Here is a 21,446-nt window from a genome sequence, read left to right as displayed (position 1 = left end):
TTTAAGTTAGCGTGTCTATTGCCTTATGGAGTGTTGTAAAAGTGGGCGTATGATACCTTTCACATAAGGTAACCACATAACTACTTTTATAAAACGCTTTAGGACAGACTACATATAATTTATTTGTGTTTACATACAAACCCAATTCTACTAAGGATATGGGTGATAAAGCTTTGGGAAGGAAATTAAGCAAAACGATATCTGCCATAGCCATAGCGTCTAACTCCCACTCCACATGTGTTTTCATTTGAGTTGCATTTAAAGTGTCACGATGCTCTTTCGTAGGATCTAAAAATTGATAGGAATTACGTAAGCTATTGACCACTTGATTTCTCCAATTTATAGTCTGCTTAGATGCCATACTTCCTGCTAAGAAAATATAACGTTGGTCTGATTCTTTTATTGGAAGCGCTGTTTCTGATGTGAATACCATAATCTTTATTTGCGTAATTATGACACAAATATAAAATGCTTTTAAAGATTCTGCAACTTTTATTTGCGTTATTTTCACACAAACTAATTATAAGCCCTTTAAATCTCGAAAATTATACCTTTTTCCTTAAGCTCAAAATAGCGCTTGTTATTGAATTTAAATAAGTTAGCAGGTCTACCCGCACCTTTAGAAACCTTTTCATCTAGTTCATCTAAAATATTAAGACTTAGCATCTTTTTTCTAAAATTACGTCGATCTATAGCTCTTCCTAAAAGTGTGGTATATAATTTTTCTAAGTCAGAAAAAGGAAATTTAGTATCTAATAATTCAAAACCAATAGGCTCATAAGTAATTTTTCCTTGTAACCGTGTTATCGCCATTTGCAGTATTTCTTCATGATCAAAAGACAAACTTGGTAGTTCGGTTATTTTAAACCATTGCACCTCCTCTGCATCAGTTGCTGCTAATATTTTAAATGCACTGGGTTTAATTAAACCAAAGTAAGCCACAGACACGACCCTATTTCTTGGATCTCTCTTTGGATGACCAAATGTATACAATTGTTCTAGGTAATTTATAGCGATACCTGTTTCCTCTTTAAGTTCTCTTGCTACCGCTTCTTCTAAAGATTCTTCTTCTAAAACGAAACCACCAGGAATTGCCCATTGCCCCATAAAAGGCTCATATTTTCTTTTAATAAGCAATACAGATATGGTTCCTGATTCATAGCCAAAGACTACAGCATCTACAGAAAGTTGAATTGATTGTGGCATACTATGCGTATTTAGTACGCTAATATATACAATAATCAACTGTGATACAATCAATGCTTTGTTTGGATTGCCTACCATGGTAATTCATCCTATATATTCTATAAAAAAAACCGTCTCTAATCAAGAGACGGTTTTCTTTTTAAATAGTATTACTAGTTTCTGCTATCACTTTTTAATAAAGCTTTTGGTTACTTCTTTTTTACCCGATAGTTTTACAAAGTACATGCCCTCATTATAGTCATTTAAAGGAATTTCAATGGTTCCTTTTGAGGTGATTTTGTTTTCATACACTACTCTTCCTTGAAAATCTAAGATGGATACTCTCGAAAAATCTTCTGTATCACCTATTTCAATTTGTATTTTATCACTAGAAGGATTCGGATAGAGCTTTATTTCAGTACTTGCACTCGTAGCATTTATGGCGGTACAAGAACTTACTAAAGTCCATACTTCCCATTGTCCAGAGTTGGTTGCGGGACTTTGGTTTTTGGTGTACCAGTTATTCTTATAAATATTACCATTAAAAACAACTTGAGTTCCGGCATTTGCATACACAGTATTGGCATTCCATACTGGTAAATCAGTACAGGTGCCACCACCAGGCAGAGTTCCTATCGTAACCGCAACTGCTGTACTTGTGGTCTTAGCCCCACCATTGTCTGTTGCTATAGCTGTTAACGTATAAGATCCTGAAATTGGATTCCAGTTTTGCGTATAAGGACTACTCACGTCTGTACCAATAATACTCCCATTTGCATAAAATGCTACTTGAGTTATTGTGCCATCCGCATCCGTAGCTGTAGCTTTTACTTGAATAGTCGTTCCAGCTGCAGAAGAGCTGTTTGCTGCAGGACTTGTTATGCTTACGCTAGGCTCTTGGTTAGTCGTACCACCACCAGTGTCAGTATCTGAGCAATACTGCTTCCAGTTTTTGACAATACTTTTTACTTTAGTCCCTGAAGCCGTTAAATTATTGGCTGCCCAACCACCGGTGGTACTCGCACCTGGATTTAATACCGAAGCTCCTTCACTTTTATCATGAAGAGACCAATTAGCATGCGTAATATTATTAGTAGCTAGAAAAGACATCCAAGCATCAGTAGACGCAGTATCTACTGCGCCATTACCGCTAGCTTCTACACTACCCCATTCTGTTACCATAAGCGCAACACCATTATTCAAGGCTGTTTGTGCTTTTTGACGCAGACTTTCTTTATGCGTAGCCGCATAAAAATGTAATGTATATGCAATATTAGTGGTACTGGTAATAGGATCATTTGAAGCAATATCTACATCCTGAGACCAAGTAGATGTTCCAACAATAATTAAATTATCTGGATCTATCGCTCTAATGGCCGCAGATACTCTTTCTGCATACGGCTTAATAGTATTAGACCAAGATACTTGTAAAGGCTCATTGTAAATCTCATAAATTACATGTGGATTGTTGCCGTAGGTTTGAGCCATTTCTTGGAAAAAAGAAATCGCAGAAGCTTCATTATCCTCTGCATGATGAGAATGCCAATCTATGATGACATAAATACCTTTTGCTATAGCAGCATCTACTACCGCTTTAACTCTGTTCTTATTCTCAGTAGGATTACTCAAATACCCACCAGAATCTTCTACTCCCATTGCTGCTCGCACAATAGTAGTATTCCAATCGGCCGCTAGCCAATTTACAACATCTGCGTTGTAATACTTTTCTGCTCCCCATCCGGAATTGGACCAGAAAAAACTATTTCCAGCAAAACTTACAGGGTTGTTGTTTTTGTCTACAATCCTATTCCCACTTACGCTTAAACTACCGTGAACCGCTACGGGTGTAGAGGAACAATAATTTTGGGCTTGTAAGACTACGGAACTACACAGCAGACTTGTGAAGAATAAACAGGCGTTTATCCTTTGTTTAAAGTTACTTTTTTTCATGATATTGGGGTTTTAATTAGACACTAAGCTAATTGATATTTTCTCTCTATCAAAAATAATAGTTACTAAAATCTCTACAAATTCCCTATACCCCATATACTATAGGCTGATGGCCTATCTTAAAAAAAGAATGTTATTTGACTACATATTAAATAAAAAAAAGCCCATCTAAATAAATAGATGGGCTTTTGTAAAACTTGAAGTATATATTAAATAACTTTTACGTTTACTGCGTTTAAGCCTTTGTTTCCTTCTTGAAGATCAAATTCAACAACGTCGCCTTCGCGTACTTCGTCAATTAATCCTGAAATGTGTACAAAGTGATCTTTTTCAACACCTTCTTCTGTGATAAATCCAAATCCTTTAGTGTCATTGAAAAATTTTACTGTTCCTTTACTCATGGTAATGTAATTAAATTTATAATACTTGTTAAAAGACAAAGGTCGTGCCATTTTATTAATAAACAACATATTACGGGCTTTTTTAACTGTTTTTTATTACGAGGGCTCTGATAGCGCTACTTACAAGTGTAAAAAAAATTTCTAAATCCCCATAATTAATAAAAATATGCTAAAATAAAGGAATTCCATGTACAGATACTTATTTTTGCGGTCCATAAAAACGACTCCGTTTTTCTTAGCATCGCTATTTTTTGAAACTATACAACTATGAATTTTGAACACCTTTTATATACTTATTTAATAGAGTTAGGATTATCTCACAACTCTGCTAAATATTTAAACATGCTTACACTACTGGTAGTACTTTTACTTTTAACTGTGCTGGTAGATTTTGTTCTTCGAAAAGTTTTAATACAACTATTCACCCAATTCACCCTTAAATCAAAAACCAATTTTGATAATTTATTGGTAAAGAATAAAGCTCCACGCAGCATTGCACATATCATTCCATTAATCATAGCCCTAGAACTAATTCCCTACGTGTTTATAGATTTCCCCTATTTTGAAAATCTTGTAGAAAAAGGTTTGCAAGTATTTGCTATTATTTTAACCTTATGGATTGTTCGTAGTTTTTTAAATACACTTAAGGATTACTTTAAAACCTTAAACAGTTTAAAAGATAAACCTATAGATAGTTACATACAGGTATTTATGATTTTTGCATGGCTTCTAGGAATCATGTCTGCCTTTGCCATCATCACAGGAATAGAATTTATCAAATTTATTACCACCATTGGTGCTGCTTCAGCAGTAATTATTTTAGTATTTAAAGATACTATTTTGGGTTTTGTAGCCAGTATTCAAGTATCGATTAATGATATGGTCCGAATTGGGGATTGGATTACTTTTGAAAAATATGGGGCAGATGGCGATGTTATTGAAATTAACCTCTCTACAGTTAAAGTTCAAAATTTTGATAAGACCATCACTACTATTCCCACGTATGCACTAATATCCGACTCCTTTAAAAATTGGAGAGGTATGGAAATTTCTGATGGGAGACGTATAAAAAGAGCTCTCCATATAAAACTAGACAGTATTAAATATCTAGCAAAAGAAGAAATAGAGCAACTTAAGAAAATTGAATCTATAACTACCTATTTGGAAACTAGACAAGAAGATATAGATACCTATAACACCAATCATAACATTAACAAAGAATTGCTATTAAATGGTAGAAATCTTACGAATATTGGTGTCTTTAGAAAGTACATAGAAACCCACATAGAAAATCATTCTGGCATCAATAAAGACATGATGATTATGGTACGCCAATTAGCTCCTGAAGCTCATGGAATTCCTTTAGAAATTTATGCCTTTAGTAGTGATAAACGCTGGCAGAATTATGAATATATCATGGCAGATATCTTTGATCATATCATTGCTGCAGTACCTTATTTTCATTTAGAACTCTTTGAGCTTCCTAGCAATTCAAGTTTCAGAGATTCAAAATAAACTTTTTTTTTGCAAGACTTAAATGTTTAAATAAAATATAGTCCATCATGAAAATGATGGACTATTTAATGTGCTACTTACCCTAATAATTTTATCTGTTGTTCTACAGACTTCTGTAAGTTTGATAGCGTAACAGATAGCTCCTTTAAGGCCTCTGAAGCAATACCTTCTCTCTTAATTGTATCAATTACAGACAAGCTGTCCTTTGCGCCATTAGATTTAATGAGAGCCTCTAAAAATAGTTCTCCTTGAATAAGGTTAGAAAGATTAGTTTGTGGATCTGGAGCTTTAAAATTCCACCATGGTGGACCTGGCCAAGGGAAAGGCCATGGGCGTGGATTATCATCTGGCCCCAACGGGTTTGGCGTATAACCTACTAAATCGCCCCTTTTTAAAAATTTTGCTAATTCTTGGCCTTGTATAAAATCCTTAATATTAGCTTTAGACCTTGCCGTTAATGTTCTGGGAAACACCCCAGCATCAAATTCAATTAATACCATAGTTCTCTATTATAAGGTTATTATTAATTTGTATTAAAGGTTCATATAATCTAAAAAAGAACATGTTAGTATTTTATAAATGGTAGCGAATAATGTATAAAATGCACAATATCAATAACTTAATTATAAATTTTTTATAATAGCATAAAAAAAGTCCACCCTTTTGAGGTGGACTTTCGAACTAGTGTTTGTTACGTTTCTTATTTTAATAAGAACGCTTCTTTTTTGAAACCGTTATTAAATTTTACGTTACTGAAAGTGAAAACTCCCATTGGTGAACCATCAGGCCCAAATCCTTTACGAACTGTAGATACTAAAATACCATCAATAGTTTCATAAGTTAAGTTCATTTTCAATACTGGTTTATTAATACCCCATGCTGGCAATGAGAAGTAGAATTGATCTACTAAATGTGTTTCAGGATTAAAGTACAAGATATATTCATCATTCTGCTCTTTATTAGTAACATCAGAACTATAAGTTAAGCTTACTTTATCATAAGTAATGTTACCTACTTTTTCAGTTCCTAAAAATTTATAATTAGCACCCTCATTTTTTAGTTTGTACATCATGGCAAACCAATAAAAGTTTACTTCACGTAAAAATTTTGTTCCACCAATCGCTTTGGGATCCGTTATTGCTTTACCTTCTAAAGTTAATGCAGGAGTACCATCTACTAATGATTGTACGGCCGTTCCTTTTTTACCAGGAAGCACATTAAGATCATGTTGAGAGTAAGAAGCCCATGATTGTTCTCCATTAAAGATATGACGCTCTAACGAGACATCTTTCCCCTTCTCAAAGTTATCATAGACATAGGTAAACTCTACATCTTTTTTAGTAGACAATTTTTTGTATCCACCATTTACAGTTTCTAGGGCATCTAACAATGATGCTGATTTAGTATCTGTATTTTGCGCTGCAATAGAAAAGGTAAAAGCAAATACTACGATGGCACTTGCAAGGGTGTTTTTAAATGATAATTTCATAGTTAAAGACATATAAGTTATTTATGAAGCGGTTTAGTCGCCTCTTCTTATAGAACTTACATTTAAAATTGCCATGAAGCACCAAGGGCAAAAGATCCTTTATAACCAAACCCTAATTCTGCAAAGGCTGCGACCTTTTTCCCTACACGAAATCCTAGACCAGTTAATTGATAGGATGTATTTGATTCAAACGCTTCACTTGTGAAATAGGCAATACCTAAACCTGAGTACATTTGAAATTTAGGATTTGAGATATACCTATAATCTGCTTCTATAGCTATGCTGAAATTGGAGAAATTTTGTCCTGAAGTTTGTTCAAAATCTAATAATCCAAAATATTCGATTTTATTGATTTTTAGGTTTTCATAACTTACAGAGCCTCCAAGCATAAACCGATTATTTACGACATATTTATAGCTTAAGCTAACCACCCCACTACTCTCAATTTCAGAATACGAGATAGATGATAGTGCTGTAGAAATTGAAACATCGTAAAATTTATAAATTTTATAAATACTGTTAGAGCCATAGCCTAAACTCAATTCGCTTGTGCCTTGAGCTTGCGCTTGCATATTTGTAATACAAGCCAAATTGATTAGTGCAAGTGTGAAAATAATTTTTAATGATTTCATAAATTTGATTATTTGTTATCTGTTATTGGTTACATTTTTTACTGGGGGAGCATTAAAAAAAAGAGTCCTAACGATTTAACTAGAACTCTTTTTTAGCAAACACTATGAAAATCATTCCCCCGAAGATTTACATAATTCTTTATAGCTTAATCCTGCTTTCTAATCCTATAACTCACCGTACTTTTTCTTGAACTTTAGCTGCCGATAGCTATCGCATTCTGAACGCTTTTCTAAAATTAGGTTCCATAACTCACAGGTAATAAAAAGTGCTTTTAGGGTCATCATCATTCTAGTTTAATCTTAATGCAAGCTATTTATTAGGCAGCTTTCTTAAAATAAGTAGCTAAGTCTATTACTACGTAGGGGTACTAGCTTTTAAGAATGAAGAAAGAAGAGCTTTATTGAAAATCAATTTCGACCACAACACCAATGATAACAAGCCTTTCAAGCTTATACATCAGCATCTACAAATAGTTAAAACCCTAAAAAATTCGTATTTATCCTCGTATTAATTGGGTGGTCCTGAAAACTAAAAGTCCGATTGTCTATAAATTTTGCGTTATTTGTTTCTAAGAGAAAGGCGCAAATGCATCAAAAAAACTTTGATGTTTAGACACCTAAAAAGAAATAAAAGAACCTATGAAAAGTACTTTCCTTTGCATTATGTTCATCTTTTTCACCACTGGTGTGTTTGCTCAGAACACAAGTATAGCAGAGAAAATTTCACAATTCAATGCCAAGATTAAACATACAGAGAAGGGTGAACGGCTGCAGTGGATGGATAGCCTACACCAAGTAGTTTTTGAAAAACCTACATTTCATTATGATAGCATAGCGCAGCAAACCATTTCTTTTGCGATTGAATTAGATTCCCTATCACATGCCGCAAAAGATTTAACTGACTTAATTTATTACCATGTATACACCAGTAAATCTCCTGCAAAGGCTATTGTATTGTATGATACCTATGCTCCTCAATTGCAAAAACTAGAACATGACTATACTTGGGCAGAATTACACTTGTACACGGGAGATGGATACAACTTTACGAACAATTTAGAGCAGGCTATTGCCTTTTACAAGAAAACAATCTCACTGGGTATTGCTTTAAAAAAAGAACGCATTGTAGGGCTTGCCAAATTATATTTGGGTTTTGTATTAACGGATACCGGTAAATTTGCAGAGGCCTCATTAAGTTTTAGAGAAGCTTCCCTAATTTATACCAAGTTAAACGACACCACCAATGTGCTCTCCGCTAAAAATGGATTATCTATTCTCTATAGCAAAAATGCTTTTTATAAAGAAGCGCAGAAAGAGCGCGAAGAAGCTATAGCCATTGCTCAAATGAGCAACAACTATAACATGCTAATCCCCCTATATGCTAATGCTGCGGAAGATTATAAGCGGATGGGAAATAGGGTAAAACAAATAGCGTATTTAAAAGCATCTTTAGCGGCAAATACCAAGGACCCTAAAATGTTTTACCTCAGAGCTCCCCTACTTGCAGCCATCACCAATGCTTATGCAGAGAGTGATAGCATAGCACTTGCCGATAAAAGTTTTAAAAGCTTAAAGGCCATCTATGAGAACGATAAAACGGCACAAAATACGCGGCACTATATTGATGCAAAAAAGACACTATCATTTGAACAAGGCAACTATAAAGAAGCTTTAGTCCATGGAAAAACATTTTTAGCTTTTCAAAAAGAGCGAAAAAAGAAGGAGGACATCATGTTAGCTGAAGAATTTTTAGCAAAAACTTATAGGGCTTTAAAAGATACCATTGCGAGTAATATCCATTTGGTACAGTACTACGCCATAAAAGATTCTATTGCTAATGTTCAAAATATAAAATCTTTAGCCTACTATCAAACGCTCTACGAAACAGAAAAAAGAGATCTTAAAATTGAAACTCAAAACTCAAGCATTGATATCTTACATCTTGAAAATGAGAACAAAACGCAAATATTTCTCTTTAGTGCTCTGGTTTTACTTTTACTTTTTGGAGGACTCAACTTCTACCGTTCTTTTATCAATGCTAAAAAAAGAGGAATTGCACAAAAAGTGTTCTCTCAAAAACTTATAAAAACACAAGAGCAAGAACGTACGCGGATTGCAAAAGAGCTGCACGATGGCGTAGGGCAACAAATTACATTGCTTAAAATGAAAGCTCAGAAAACGAACCAAAAAGAATTTGTGAAATTAGCACACAATGCTCTAGAAGATGTCCGAAATATTTCTCGAGGATTATACCCTGTAATATTAGCAAAATTAGGACTTACAGAAAGTATCGCACAATTACTGTTGAGCATAGATGAAGAAACAGATTTGTTTGTATCGGTTGAGATTGATCCTATAGATTCTTATTTTAATGCTACAGAATCCCTTAATTTTTATAGATTTATACAAGAATCAGTACATAATGTTTTAAAACACGCGGCAGCAAAGACATTAATTGTGACCATTATAAAAGAAAACAATGCTCTTCAGGTTTTCATTAAGGATAACGGACAAGGATTTGAGCTTAGTAAACAAATAAAACAAAGTAGTTTAGGCTTAAAAACAATGGCAGAACGGATTAGTATGCTTAAGGGAAGTTTTATAATTAAAAGTAAAAAAGTAGGAGGCACCACCATCACAGTACAAATACCAATCACCTAAATGACAAACGCCATTACCTTAGTTGTAGCAGATGATCACCCTCTTTTATTGAAAGGTTTAATAGACGAACTTAAAGCCTACAATTACAGTATCTTAGCAACCGCAGAAAACGGAGCTCAAGCACTCGATAAAATAATGCAGTTTCAACCGGTTATTGCCATTTTAGATGAAGAAATGCCTATGCTTACGGGGTTTGAAATTATAAAAAAATGTAAGGAACAAAATATAGCAACCAAATTTATCATCCTTACGTCCCATAAAGAAAAGGCCTTTGTGTATAAAGCAAAAACCCTAGAAATTTCTGGATATATTATAAAAGACGAACCTTTTCAAGAGCTACATAAATGTATTCAGAGTGTACGTATGGGTGTACCTTATTTTAGCACACTTTTTAGTGATGTCTTTGAAAATGAAGTAGCACCGCAATTAAAAAAAATAAAATTATTATCTCCTTCAGAAAGAACCATTCTGCGTTTGGTCGCTCAAGAAAAATCTTCTAAAGAAATTGGAGTCCTCTTAAGTGTTTCAAATAGAACCGTAGAAAAGCACCGCGCTAATATTATTGCCAAATTAGGGCTAGTTGCTGCAACAGATGCGCTACTCTTATGGACCAAAGAGCATAGAGAGTTTTTAGAAAACATTTAACTAATTCATCCGCAATCAACCAAGTTTTTATTTGCTTAAGAGAGCGTGTCTTTTTTTCTAAAGACTATCCAATGGTAGAATATTGTACGTACTTATCTAATTATCGTTTAGGCAATAATAATTTATGAATGAATTTTAGTTTTTCTACTACCGGAGGGGTAATGACAAAAGGATACACATCTGGTACCCCCATAGCCCTGTTGATACTGTTGACCGCAAAAGATAACGGTACACAGGTCCGTACAATAACATCAAAGTCTTCTTTAGTATATGGGTCAAAAGATACTTTAGTTTTCATTATCCTAAGTTTCTTAATAGGCTTCACATTTATACCGAAAAAGTAAGCAGTCTCCACCATATCCATAATATGAAGATAATGTGCCCAAGTTTCTGCCCAATCTTCCCAAGGATGTGAAGTAGCATACTTACTAATATATGATTTTTTCCAATCTTTAGGCGCACCATTCTTGTAATATGCAGTTAGCGCATCTCCATAATTATATTGCTCATCTCCGAAAATAGCTCTAAACTCAGATAAAATATCCTGATTAGTATATACCAACTGGTTCCAGAAATAATGCCCAACTTCATGTCTAAGATGCCCTACAAGCGTCCGGTAAGGTTCTGAAAGTTGCTTTCGTATTTGCTCTCTCTTTACAGAATCGGCCTCTTTTAACAAGATGGTAACCACACCGTTAGCATGACCTGTCATTAATTTAGGATCATCCTGCTGTGATACAAAATCAAAACACAAACCGTTTTCATGGCGCAATTTACTCTTTAGTAACAAACCTGTTTTTTGCAGTTGATAAATCAACCGATGCTTAGCAATCTCTAAATGTTGCCACTTTTCAAAATTTTCTACATCTGAAAGATTTGGTATGGTTCGGTTAAGCTGACAAGCACTACAATAGTCTTCTTTACTACTTTTTTTGAGAACCCAATTACAAACATTGTATTCTTTATTTTTACAATATTTATATTCTATATTTTGACGATCAGAAAATAAAGACATTTCATTAGGTTTGAAAGTCAACATCTTGCGATCTTTAGCTCTAAATCCTGTTAAATGTCCACAATTTTCACACGAATAATTTTCAAAAAAAACAGAGTGGTTGCAGTGACCACATTGAAATACTTTCATTTAAATTAGATTGTATTATTTTTTAACATACAAAGGGATAGTACCATTGACATTTTATAAATACAAAATGGTGACAAAAATAAGCAGAATATTATTACTAAATTATAATTTTTTAATGATTAATTGTGTATTTAGCTTTGAATTAGCACTACCTCTGATACCTCCGGAAACAGGCATAGTATGCTGATAGTGGGCACTTGAAGCAAGAGGAAAATGAGTGTTCCCTGTAAAAATACCATGACTCGGATCTAAATCAAACCAACCAGTACCTGGTAAATATACATCTACCCAAGCATGGAGTTCGTATGCAGGCGCTATCATATCGAAATAATAATAACCACTAGCAAAACGTGCAGCAATACCTTGCTGCCTTAAAATGCCAATCAGCATCCAAGATAAGTCTCTACACGAACCTCTTTTTAGTTGAAAAGTTTCCTCTGGCATAAATGGGGCTCCCTCTGCTCTATATTCAACACTAAAATCATCATGCAAATGTTTGATAAGATTAGTAAGATATGAAATGGTGTTAAAGTTTGAACGCTTCAAAATAGATAAAGCATAATCAATTAATCCCTTTGAAATTGGTAGTTGTTCTAATGCAGAAAAAAGTAATTTTTTCTGCAAGTCATTATATTGAAAAGGTAATGTATTAAAACTTTGTGGATATATTAAAAAATTAAAAGGATTGTAAGATTTTGTTTGAAGAACACTTTCTGCTCTAATGGTTAATTGAGTTGTCATGCCTTCAAACCAGCAAAATTCTACGACATTGTTATCTTCATCTTGTACTATTTTATGACCTACGGGTTGTGGGTGAATTGTGGTTATAAAATCAGAAACATCAACGTAAGAAGTTTGGCATGGACGGAATCTTAGATAATGAGGTTCTAAAAAAACTTCTGAATCAAATAGATAAGTTGTGACATGTGTAATTTTGAATTTCATTGCGTACCTATTTTAATACTAACTTAATAAAGGTGATGTAGTAATGATGATTTTCGTTTAAGTCGCTATTTGATTTTCAATGGTAAAGAAAGATTCATAAACTGCTGTAGATATTCCATTTAGTTTTTTCTGAATATCATCAAGATATTCATGCATGCCTCCAGAAATAATCTCATTTATCGCTGTATATTCTAGTTGTGATTTTAAAGCTCCTAATTGTTTTTGAGCACTATTACTAAATCCAAAAGAACTCCCCGATAGCGTAATAAGAGATTGCTCGGCTCTAATTAGGCAAGCTAGTATAGATCTAGGAAATTCTGTATCTAAAATTAAAAATTCTGCTATACTTGCCGAAGTTAGTTTCCCGTATTTTTTTCTATACATATCATAAGCACTGACCGACTTTAAAAGTGACGACCACTGAATTAAATCTAACGAAGAACCCACCTCATTAGGAGAGTCTAACAAGAGATGATATTTCGTATCTAAAACCCTAGATGTTTTATCTGCACGTTCAATTGCTTGTCCTAACTTACCAAAATGCCATCCCTCATTCCTTGAAATAGTAGCATCATACATACCATAAAGTAATTGACACCCATTTTTAACGTTAGTAAAAAATTCTCGTAAATTATTTTCTTTGTGACACTTGTTTTCTAAGCCTGCCTTAACTAGATAGTTTAATGCATTAATTTGCTCCCAAAATTCTTTCGTTATTTCAGGGCGTATGGCTCGTGCATTTTCTCTTGCTTTTTGAATGCAATTGTAAATAGAGTTTGGGTTTTTTTCATCAAAAGCTAAAAAATAAATCACCTTAGATTTAGACACTTTTGTGTTTAGTGATTTATACAATTCCCAATCTCCAGTAATCACTACAATAGGTTTCCATTGTTGTTCTTCATCAGGCGGCATTTCTAGAGATAAATTATAATTTACATCTATAAAGCGCGCATAATTTTCCGCGCGTTCTAGATACCTATTCATCCAATATATTGTGTTCGCTACTCTACCAAGCATAATTTTTTAATTTAATGATTTAATACCCATGTATCTTTACTTCCGCCACCCTGTGAAGAATTAACTACAATTGATCCTTTTTTTAGTGCTACACGTGTTAATGCTCCTGGGATAATTTTAATATCATCACCATAAAGAGCATATGGCCTTAAATCAACATGTCTTCCCTCTATTGTATTTTCATCGGTAATGGTAGGCACTCTAGACAGGTTGATCATAGGTTGTGCTATATAATTCCTAGGATTATGTTTAATTTTCTCAATGAATTCCTGCTGTTCTTTTTTTGTAGATTTTGGACCTACAAGCATTCCATACCCCCCAGAAGCATCTGTTTGCTTAACTACTAAATTGTGTATATTTTCCAGAACATATTTGCGGTCTTGTTCTTCATCACAGATGTATGTTTTTACATTTGGTAAAATCATATCCTCTTCTAAATAGTACTTTATAATCCTTGGAATATAGGCATAAACGGCTTTATCATCTACTACGCCTGTTCCCGGCGCATTAACTAAAACCACATTACCTTTTAGATAGGCATTAAATAATCCTGGCGTTCCCAAAACTGATTTTTTGTTAAACGCTAAAGGATCAATAAACTCATCATCTACACGACGGTAAATTACATCTACACGTTTCAAACCATTGGTTGTAATGATATAAACAATTTCATTTTGCACAATTAAATCTTTACCTTCTACCAACTCTGCACCCATTTGCTGCGCCAGATAAGAATGTTCAAAATAGGCAGAATTATATATTCCAGGTGTTAGTACAACTACCGTTGGGTTTTCTGCATCGGTGAGTGATTCTAAGGTATCTCTTAAAATATGGGTATAGTCATAGACAGACTTTACCCCTAGTTTTTCAAATAACTCAGGAAAAGTACGTTTTAAAATCTCTCTATTTTCTAACATATAGGATACTCCAGAAGGACAGCGCAAATTATCTTCGAGTACGTAGTATTGACCATCTCCGCCCTTAATTAAATCAGACCCTGTAATATGACACCAAATATCTTTTGGAGGCTTAAAACCTTCTAATTCTTTCAAATACGAAATACTTGAAAAAATTATCTCTTTAGGAATTATTTTATCCTTCAGAACCTTTTGATCATTATAAATATCTTGAATAAATAAGTTAAGTGCTTTAATACGTTGCTGCAAGCCTCTTTCTAAATGAGTCCATTCCTTATTATCAATAATTCTTGGAATAATGTCTAAATGAAGAATACGTTCTACGCCCTGATTGTCATCATACACATTAAAAGTCATTCCCAAAGATAGTTGTGCTCTATCTGTAGAATGCTGAAGTGTGCTTAGCTTTTTCGGACTCATTTTTTGAAGTCGTTCTAAGAACAATTTGTAATTTGGCCTAACGTTATTATTTTCATCAAACATTTCATCATAAAACCCTTTGGTTTCGTAAGCTGAGAAATCTAATTTTGGCATGAAAAAAAGTGTGGATTTATTCCAGATTTAATACACCTTTCTCTTGCTGAAAATTCAGCTTAAAAAAAAAGATTAGTTGTAAATTAAAAAAGGAGTGATTAAAAAAGTACATACTACCCATTGCAGTATATGACCTCAATATACAAAAATTAAGGGAATATCCTACACATTTACCACATAAGCTATGATTATTGCACCACTTAAGCACAAAGTTCTCCTAAAGCAATAATTACCAAAATGATAGTTTTACCGCGAATATATTTTAGATCTAAGCACCATTGCTAATAACAAATTAAAAACAGTAGAGTATCAAATGCCTGTTACAAACTTTTTATATTTTTTTTAAAAAAATTGCACCTAGAATGCATAGAGGTAACTAGATACTACTAAACAACTTGAGATTAATTTATAAACAGCAATATCAAAAATACAACTCTTGCTATCTTAAGGGAAATTACCTCACAAAAAAAGCTCCTAAATAGGAGCTTTTTTTGTAGACATTTTTATTGACTCAAATTGGCCTTGAACCAAAAGTCTATAACGATTTCTTTAGGCCTTTGGTTTTGATCTGGACGATCTCCACCTTGTGATCCACCTTGACGACCACCTCGGCCTCCGCCACCAGGTCCGCCGCCTTGCCCCCCGCGTCCACCCTGTCCGCCACCACCAAAACTAATATTTGATGCCGTATTCTCTTCTCGTTCTATTTTAGAAGTCACTACTCCTATGGTCAATTTTGATAAATCTACAGGGGGTGTACCTATATTTTTCTTAGGCATTATGAGTTCATATTGTAAAACATTCGCCTCCTTATCATAGTTATATGCCATACTGACCCCCAAATTATTCAGGTCTAAATGAAATTCTTGAGACAAATCAGGATTTGTATAGCGCGCCATTTTTGACATCCCCCCAAGTTCTGCTAAAATATCTGGACCTCTTTCGCCTTCTTCTTCTTCCCGTTCTTCGCTGGTTCCACGAGCATTGTCATTTCTATTAGGTTTCCCTTGTGGTACTTCTATTTCAGAAGGGTATTGAATAGCGACATTCTTTTTACGTTTGCCTTTCACATCAAAATATATAGAAAAACCACGGTGCAACATAGAAAGCATTGTTGCTTCATCGGTAGTATTTAATTGTACGTAGATGTTCTTAGCATCCATGGTACTGCTATAGTTTATAGTGCCCTCGCTATTTTTAAGAGGTTCTTGAGCTTGAATTTTGAATAGCCCAAACATTCCTAGAATACAAAGGGACAACTTAATTTTATGGAAAATAAATTTCATTTTTATTTCTTAAATTAGGTGTAATTTGCCCTAAACATATCAAATAATAGCAAACCAATAGTTTACTTTCAGTGAACAGCCCGTAGTTCTTTGTGAACACGGTATAATTACCTATTCGTTTAAATTAGTTCTCCGCAGTCATCCTCCAATAATCCTAACAGGAATCCTTATCTTTACAGGCATAATACTGATGATGAAACAACTTTGCAACAGATAAAAGCGTACTTAGATCAAATAGCGAAGATATCGCATGAAGATTGGGATTATTTTACGTCTAAATTACAAGGGCGTGTTATTCCTAAGAAAACTATATTTTTGAAAGTCAATGAAATAGAAAATCATATTTCTTTTATTGAATCTGGAGTGGTGCGTTTATATATTCCAAAAGAGAATCCTGATAAAGAAATTACATTTGGTTTTAGTTTTGAAGACCAGTTCATAAGTGCGTATGATTCTTTTTTAACGCAACAACCTTCTGCCTACCAATTACAAGCATTAACAGAAACTACATTGTTAAGTATCACGTATGATGATTTGCAAGAGGTTTATAAAAATACGCAAATAGGAAATCTTATTGGGAGACTTACAGCAGAGCGCCTCTTTCTCTTAAAATCTAAACGAGAGCAGAACTTATTGAATCTCAACGCTGAAGAACGTTATATGAAATTATTTAAGGAACGTCCAGAGCTTTTAAAAGTAATTCCCCTAAAGTATATTAGCTCTTATATTGGTGTTACCCCCCAGGCTTTAAGCCGAATTAGAAAGCGTTTATAGTACGTGTTTTATTGACTTAGGTTCATTGTTTCGCCAAAAACAAGCCAGTATCTTTGCAAATAAAAGTTATGGCAGTAATCCTATTTGTTTTAGTGCTTTGGTATGGAGGTTTGTTTTTTCAATCGTTCTTTCTACACCGTTATGCAGCACACCAAGTATTTACCATGTCTAAAACCATGGAACGAATCACCTTTATATTAACTTGGATCTTTCAAGGCTCTAGTTACTTAAGCGCTTATGGTTATGGAGTAATGCACCGCATGCACCATGCGTATACCGATACGGATAAAGATCCGCACTCCCCTTCTCACGATCCTAATTTATTTGCGATGATGTGGCGTACAAAAACAATTTATCAAGACATAAATAAAGAACGTATTGCTGTAGATCAACGTTTTACCAAAAACGTACCGCAATGGAAAGCTTTTGATAAATTCGCTAGTTCCCGTATTTCTAGAGTATTATGGATTAGTTTGTATGTACTTTTCTTTGTTTTCTTTACTACCGCAGCTTGGCAATGGGCTTTACTTCCTATCACCTTCTTAATGGCACCTATTCACGGCGTTATTATTAACTGGTTTGGTCACATCTATGGCTATGTAAATTTTCAAATGAAGAATACAAGTAAAAATTTATTCCGTTTTGACTTTTTAATGATGGGCGAAGGATACCATAACAACCACCATAAATATGCTAGTAGAGCTAATTTTGGGGTTAAATGGTATGAGATAGATGTCACTTATGTTATTATAAAACTCTTAAATGCTTTTGGCGTTATCCAATTAAAACCTATCCCCTTAAAAGATAATTAATTTCAAATAGTTCTTAATTAAAGGACGTTTTTATAATTAGCTAAAAAATCCATGATATAGAAGTGCAACATATTAGCAACTCTATCTTATGGATTTTTTAGTTATATCTAATTTCTAATTTTTTCTTGTGACATCTACAGTAACCGTCATATGTTGACCTCCTCCTGAATACACGATTCCTTTCAAAGGAACAACATCTGAAAAATCACGTCCTTTGGCTACGCGTATATGTTGATCTGATACTAAAAGATTATTAGTAGCATCAAACTCTACCCAACCTATGTCAGGTATATATAAAGACATCCAAGCATGAGAAGCATCTGCTCCTGCTAACTTGGGTTTCCCAGGTGGAGGAATGGTTTCAATATATCCACTTATATATCTAGCAGACAACCCAATAGAACGAACACAAGCCAAACCAAAATGCGCATAATCTTGGCATACTCCCTTTTTATGTTTGAACACTTCTTCTAAAGGAGTACTTATTTCCGTGAAGCCGGGCGTAAATGTAAAATCAGTATAAATTCGTGTGTTTAATTCATGCATTGCTTCCATTATTGGCCTATTTGGAGTAAAAGACACTAATGCATACGCACGTATAGCTGTTAAGAAGGTGACATGAGGCGATTCTAAATAAAACTGTCGGATGTCATTAGAGGTATCTATAGATTGCAACAACTTAACTACCGATTCCCAAGCAGGTGTTTCGGCAGGATTTATAGATAACCACGTTGGCGGATGCACTGTAATTTCATTGGTACTTTCAACGACAAGCTTTTTGTGGGCTTTTTGCAGTGAAAAATAGAAGTACTTATTTTCAAAAAAATCTTCTCGTTCCATTATAAAATTAGGCTCGGGATCAATAGTACATTTCGTAGAATTGATTTCCTGTAAGGCATTATTACCACTCACCTGAAATACGATATTATGACATAACGAAACCATAGATTGGTATTCGTATACTGTTTTATGTTTGACTTGATAAATCATATTTCTGGAATTTTAGTGCTTACAAAACCAAATGTAGTTTCCGTATGGTTAAAATATTGACTTATAAATAAACCCGAAGCATCTCCAAGCAATTGTTCTAATTTTTCCATTAATAGGATCAAGTCTTTTCTAGACCCTGACTTTTTCTTTCCTTTTTTTAACAGATTAGGTTCGCTTAAACGAACCAATGTTGTTGCTTCTAATAGCTTTTTTTGAATTAAACTCAACTGTACTCCAGACGTTTTTGGCATACGATTCACACGCTTTTCAAGTTGTGTAATTTGATACACTACAGATCGCGGATTCAATTCATTTAACAATAACAATGTTAATGTATTGGTAAATTCAATAGTAGATCTATACATATAACGATACGTAATTAAACTTTCGTTATTAATTAATACACATTCTAAGAGCGATTTTTCTGTTTCGCTGTCCAACTCCTTAGATAGGATGTTTTTTAAAAAAGTACAAGTCATATAAGAAGATTCTAGATCACTTCCTATGCACTGCAAATTCCAAGAAACATCTCTTGTCATCGTATCTACCCGTAAGCCATGATATGCCATAAGCCGTATAATCAAGCCATCTAAAATATAACTAATATCATTGATTCTAGTGCTTTCTTTAAGCTTGTTACTTTCCTCGGAAATATGATCTAGTATGCGCCAACTATCGAGGCCTAGACGGTCACGTACCGCATAGGCGTTACGTAGAAATGCTTGTAAGGAATGATTCAAGGAACCTGCCTTCGTTACATCAGTGATTACAGAAATGAGTTCTTTTTCAGGATTTACTAATGTTTCTTTATCTTCAAAACCTGGCAATAATAAGGTGATATTAGAAAATGATTTTAATAAAGAGCAGAGTACTACATCTTTTTCAACATTTAAATTATCCTCGGTTTCATAGTATTTCTTTATAATAACACGTGCCAACCGTACTAGAAAAATGGAACGTTCTACATACCTCCCTAACCAGAATAATTTTTCTGCCGTACTACTAGGCAGTACATTTTCGGTTTGCGGAATTTTATTTGGTACAAGATCTGATTTCGTGTCTTTATCCATCCCAGGTACCCAAGTATCTTTACTAATCCCTCCTGCTTGGTTAGAAACTATAAACGTACCTTCGTCCGCAGAACTTCTGGTTAACCCACCCGGCATCACTTGGTATGAATTGTTCGTTGTATCTGCCACAACATAACTCCTAAAAACAGCATTCCTAGAGGCTAATTGCCCATCAATATATGAGGGTGTTGTAGAAAAATTTACCCTTTCCTGACCTACATACAAATAAGGCCTCATATTAATCTCATTCTTCAGGGTCGCTATCTGTTGCTCATCTAATGATGACCCGTACATGGCACTACTTGTATCATCACTATATATTTTTCTAATAATTAATTTTTCTAAATTATCAAATACATATTGTTTTGCAGCTGCTTGTCCACACCACCATGTAGCGACAGAAGGTAGAATAAGTTCTTCGCCTAAAATATGCCTACATAGCTTAGGTAAAAACGCCATTAAGCCTGGATTTTCAAGAATTCTACTACCTAAAGGGTTAATAAGCATTACCTTTTGCTGCCGTACTGCCTCCATAAGACCTACAACTCCTAATTGCGAGTTCATTTTAAACTCTAAAGGATCGCAGAAAACGTCATCAACACGACGTACAATAACATCTACTTTTTTAAGTCCCTTTATGGTTTTTAGCCAAACATACCCATCACTAACTGTAAGATCTGCACCGCTTACCAAGGTAAAACCCATTAATGAAGAAAGGTAAGCATGTTCAAAATAAGCTTCATTTTCTGAACCTGGCGAAAGAAAAACTACTCTTGGCTCTTCCTTATTTTGCCATGCGAGATTGGTTATGGTTCTCTTTAAAGTTTCGTAGTAGGTGTTGATTTTTCTAATCTGATTTTCTCGGATCATTTCAGGAAAAACCCGGGTCATGGCCACCCTATTTTCAAAAGTATATCCTGCTCCCGAAGGCGCATCTGTACGGTCATGCAAAACCCACATTTTACCGTTCGGTCCGCGTGCTAAATCGGCAGAATACTGTATCAGTTGTTGCTCTCCTGGAATCTTGAGTTTGTCAACCTGCCGCAAAAATCCTTTATGATTATAAATCAACTCAAAAGGGATGTGGCCAGAACGAATAAGTGTTCGTTTGCCATAAATATCTTTTAAAATATGGTTTAATAAAATAGTACGCTGCTTCAGCCCTGATTCTATGACATTCCAATCTTCCTCTCCAAAAATCATGGGCACAGCATCAAGCATCCAAGGCCTGTTCATCCCATCCGGATCACCATAAATATTATAGGTAACCCCATTTTCTTTCAATTGCCGCTTTAGTTGAAGCTGGCGCTCGTCCATCTCTTCTTTCCCTAACGTATTAAAGGTATCCAGAATCTTTTCCCAATGTGGATGCACTGATCCGTCAGGCGAGGTTATTTCGTCAAAATAGGGAGAATTACTTTTAACTTTTCTATGTAATAAAGAAGAGATCATATCTTCTTTATAAAGCTGGTTGTCCAT

The 21,446-nt window shown here is 34.4% G+C and carries 19 protein-coding genes; 5 read left to right on the top strand and 14 right to left on the bottom strand.

The window, feature by feature from the left end:
- Position 1 precedes the first annotated feature (1 nt).
- The 4 genes from BLQ19_RS09580 to BLQ19_RS09565 form a co-directional block, all read right to left on the bottom strand.
- On the bottom strand, positions 2 to 511 hold the full coding sequence (locus tag BLQ19_RS09580) for a nucleoside 2-deoxyribosyltransferase domain-containing protein (RefSeq protein WP_074538193.1): 510 nt from the start codon (positions 509 to 511) through the stop codon (positions 2 to 4).
- Between the two features lie 20 nt (positions 512 to 531).
- Positions 532 to 1,206 carry an NUDIX hydrolase gene (locus BLQ19_RS09575; protein WP_074538215.1) on the bottom strand — a complete coding sequence of 225 codons (675 nt, stop codon included), beginning with the start codon at positions 1,204 to 1,206 and terminating at the stop codon, positions 532 to 534.
- A gap of 165 nt (positions 1,207 to 1,371) precedes the next feature.
- Complete coding sequence (locus BLQ19_RS09570) at positions 1,372 to 3,135, bottom strand: cellulase family glycosylhydrolase (RefSeq protein ID WP_074538192.1); 1,764 nt, start codon at positions 3,133 to 3,135, stop codon at positions 1,372 to 1,374.
- Positions 3,136 to 3,344: 209 nt separating this feature from the next.
- Positions 3,345 to 3,536, bottom strand: a complete 192-nt coding sequence (locus BLQ19_RS09565; protein ID WP_024481017.1) for a cold-shock protein — start codon at positions 3,534 to 3,536, stop codon at positions 3,345 to 3,347.
- A gap of 267 nt (positions 3,537 to 3,803) precedes the next feature.
- On the opposite strand from BLQ19_RS09565, the gene BLQ19_RS09560 reads away from it, so the two are divergent.
- Positions 3,804 to 5,051: a mechanosensitive ion channel family protein gene (locus tag BLQ19_RS09560; RefSeq protein ID WP_074538191.1), complete on the top strand. Its 1,248-nt coding sequence runs from the start codon at positions 3,804 to 3,806 to the stop codon at positions 5,049 to 5,051.
- Positions 5,052 to 5,128: 77 nt separating this feature from the next.
- Here BLQ19_RS09560 and BLQ19_RS09555 read toward each other — a convergent pair whose 3' ends face one another.
- From BLQ19_RS09555 to BLQ19_RS09545, 3 genes are all read right to left on the bottom strand, one after another.
- Positions 5,129 to 5,551 carry a hypothetical protein gene (locus BLQ19_RS09555; protein WP_024481019.1) on the bottom strand — a complete coding sequence of 141 codons (423 nt, stop codon included), beginning with the start codon at positions 5,549 to 5,551 and terminating at the stop codon, positions 5,129 to 5,131.
- A 200-nt stretch (positions 5,552 to 5,751) separates the two neighbouring features.
- Positions 5,752 to 6,540 carry a hypothetical protein gene (locus BLQ19_RS09550; RefSeq protein WP_074538214.1) on the bottom strand — a complete coding sequence of 263 codons (789 nt, stop codon included), beginning with the start codon at positions 6,538 to 6,540 and terminating at the stop codon, positions 5,752 to 5,754.
- Positions 6,541 to 6,602: 62 nt separating this feature from the next.
- Positions 6,603 to 7,172, bottom strand: coding sequence for an outer membrane beta-barrel protein (locus tag BLQ19_RS09545; protein WP_074538190.1), 570 nt, complete (start codon positions 7,170 to 7,172; stop codon positions 6,603 to 6,605).
- A gap of 639 nt (positions 7,173 to 7,811) precedes the next feature.
- Between BLQ19_RS09545 and BLQ19_RS09540 the strand changes: the two genes are divergently transcribed.
- Positions 7,812 to 9,833 (top strand): tetratricopeptide repeat-containing sensor histidine kinase, encoded by a 2,022-nt coding sequence (locus BLQ19_RS09540; protein WP_083332227.1) that lies wholly within the window; start codon positions 7,812 to 7,814, stop codon positions 9,831 to 9,833.
- Positions 9,834 to 10,478 (top strand): response regulator transcription factor, encoded by a 645-nt coding sequence (locus tag BLQ19_RS09535; protein WP_074538188.1) that lies wholly within the window; start codon positions 9,834 to 9,836, stop codon positions 10,476 to 10,478.
- 100 nt (positions 10,479 to 10,578) lie between these two features.
- Here BLQ19_RS09535 and BLQ19_RS09530 read toward each other — a convergent pair whose 3' ends face one another.
- The 5 genes from BLQ19_RS09530 to BLQ19_RS21260 form a co-directional block, all read right to left on the bottom strand.
- On the bottom strand, positions 10,579 to 11,622 hold the full coding sequence (locus BLQ19_RS09530; protein WP_074538187.1) for a zinc-binding metallopeptidase family protein: 1,044 nt from the start codon (positions 11,620 to 11,622) through the stop codon (positions 10,579 to 10,581).
- A gap of 102 nt (positions 11,623 to 11,724) precedes the next feature.
- Entirely contained in the window at positions 11,725 to 12,567 is an 843-nt protein-coding gene (locus tag BLQ19_RS09525; RefSeq protein ID WP_074538186.1) for a transglutaminase family protein, read from the bottom strand.
- A 57-nt stretch (positions 12,568 to 12,624) separates the two neighbouring features.
- Positions 12,625 to 13,584 carry an alpha-E domain-containing protein gene (locus tag BLQ19_RS09520; RefSeq protein WP_074538185.1) on the bottom strand — a complete coding sequence of 320 codons (960 nt, stop codon included), beginning with the start codon at positions 13,582 to 13,584 and terminating at the stop codon, positions 12,625 to 12,627.
- 11 nt (positions 13,585 to 13,595) lie between these two features.
- Complete coding sequence (locus BLQ19_RS09515) at positions 13,596 to 15,035, bottom strand: circularly permuted type 2 ATP-grasp protein (protein WP_074538184.1); 1,440 nt, start codon at positions 15,033 to 15,035, stop codon at positions 13,596 to 13,598.
- A gap of 503 nt (positions 15,036 to 15,538) precedes the next feature.
- Positions 15,539 to 16,321, bottom strand: a complete 783-nt coding sequence (locus tag BLQ19_RS21260) for a hypothetical protein (RefSeq protein WP_175444424.1) — start codon at positions 16,319 to 16,321, stop codon at positions 15,539 to 15,541.
- A 204-nt stretch (positions 16,322 to 16,525) separates the two neighbouring features.
- On the opposite strand from BLQ19_RS21260, the gene BLQ19_RS09505 reads away from it, so the two are divergent.
- Positions 16,526 to 17,095 carry a Crp/Fnr family transcriptional regulator gene (locus BLQ19_RS09505; RefSeq protein ID WP_025615347.1) on the top strand — a complete coding sequence of 190 codons (570 nt, stop codon included), beginning with the start codon at positions 16,526 to 16,528 and terminating at the stop codon, positions 17,093 to 17,095.
- 68 nt (positions 17,096 to 17,163) lie between these two features.
- Positions 17,164 to 17,907 carry an acyl-CoA desaturase gene (locus BLQ19_RS09500; RefSeq protein WP_074538183.1) on the top strand — a complete coding sequence of 248 codons (744 nt, stop codon included), beginning with the start codon at positions 17,164 to 17,166 and terminating at the stop codon, positions 17,905 to 17,907.
- A 114-nt stretch (positions 17,908 to 18,021) separates the two neighbouring features.
- On the opposite strand, the gene BLQ19_RS09495 is transcribed toward BLQ19_RS09500, so the two are convergent.
- Both BLQ19_RS09495 and BLQ19_RS09490 read right to left on the bottom strand, forming a co-directional pair.
- Positions 18,022 to 18,897: a transglutaminase family protein gene (locus BLQ19_RS09495; protein WP_074538182.1), complete on the bottom strand. Its 876-nt coding sequence runs from the start codon at positions 18,895 to 18,897 to the stop codon at positions 18,022 to 18,024.
- On the bottom strand, positions 18,894 to 21,446 hold the full coding sequence (locus tag BLQ19_RS09490; RefSeq protein WP_083332225.1) for a circularly permuted type 2 ATP-grasp protein: 2,553 nt from the start codon (positions 21,444 to 21,446) through the stop codon (positions 18,894 to 18,896). Before BLQ19_RS09490 ends, BLQ19_RS09495 begins: the two co-directional genes overlap by 4 nt.

Origin of the sequence: Cellulophaga baltica, assembly GCF_900102165.1 — a bacterium.
Lineage (GTDB): Bacteria > Bacteroidota > Bacteroidia > Flavobacteriales > Flavobacteriaceae > Cellulophaga > Cellulophaga baltica.
This window is presented reverse-complemented; position numbering and strand designations above follow the sequence as displayed.

Coding starts and splice junctions, on each gene's coding strand:
- BLQ19_RS09535 (WP_074538188.1), top strand. CDS start 9,834: ATGACAAACGCCATTACCTTAGTTGTAGCAGATGATCACCCTCTTTTA.
- BLQ19_RS09490 (WP_083332225.1), bottom strand. CDS start 21,446: ATGGACAACCAGCTTTATAAAGAAGATATGATCTCTTCTTTATTACAT.
- BLQ19_RS09525 (WP_074538186.1), bottom strand. CDS start 12,567: ATGAAATTCAAAATTACACATGTCACAACTTATCTATTTGATTCAGAA.
- BLQ19_RS09530 (WP_074538187.1), bottom strand. CDS start 11,622: ATGAAAGTATTTCAATGTGGTCACTGCAACCACTCTGTTTTTTTTGAA.
- BLQ19_RS09575 (WP_074538215.1), bottom strand. CDS start 1,206: ATGCCACAATCAATTCAACTTTCTGTAGATGCTGTAGTCTTTGGCTAT.
- BLQ19_RS09520 (WP_074538185.1), bottom strand. CDS start 13,584: ATGCTTGGTAGAGTAGCGAACACAATATATTGGATGAATAGGTATCTA.
- BLQ19_RS09495 (WP_074538182.1), bottom strand. CDS start 18,897: ATGATTTATCAAGTCAAACATAAAACAGTATACGAATACCAATCTATG.
- BLQ19_RS09570 (WP_074538192.1), bottom strand. CDS start 3,135: ATGAAAAAAAGTAACTTTAAACAAAGGATAAACGCCTGTTTATTCTTC.
- BLQ19_RS09560 (WP_074538191.1), top strand. CDS start 3,804: ATGAATTTTGAACACCTTTTATATACTTATTTAATAGAGTTAGGATTA.
- BLQ19_RS09545 (WP_074538190.1), bottom strand. CDS start 7,172: ATGAAATCATTAAAAATTATTTTCACACTTGCACTAATCAATTTGGCT.
- BLQ19_RS21260 (WP_175444424.1), bottom strand. CDS start 16,321: ATGAAATTTATTTTCCATAAAATTAAGTTGTCCCTTTGTATTCTAGGA.
- BLQ19_RS09515 (WP_074538184.1), bottom strand. CDS start 15,035: ATGCCAAAATTAGATTTCTCAGCTTACGAAACCAAAGGGTTTTATGAT.
- BLQ19_RS09555 (WP_024481019.1), bottom strand. CDS start 5,551: ATGGTATTAATTGAATTTGATGCTGGGGTGTTTCCCAGAACATTAACG.
- BLQ19_RS09565 (WP_024481017.1), bottom strand. CDS start 3,536: ATGAGTAAAGGAACAGTAAAATTTTTCAATGACACTAAAGGATTTGGA.
- BLQ19_RS09550 (WP_074538214.1), bottom strand. CDS start 6,540: ATGAAATTATCATTTAAAAACACCCTTGCAAGTGCCATCGTAGTATTT.
- BLQ19_RS09540 (WP_083332227.1), top strand. CDS start 7,812: ATGAAAAGTACTTTCCTTTGCATTATGTTCATCTTTTTCACCACTGGT.
- BLQ19_RS09500 (WP_074538183.1), top strand. CDS start 17,164: ATGGCAGTAATCCTATTTGTTTTAGTGCTTTGGTATGGAGGTTTGTTT.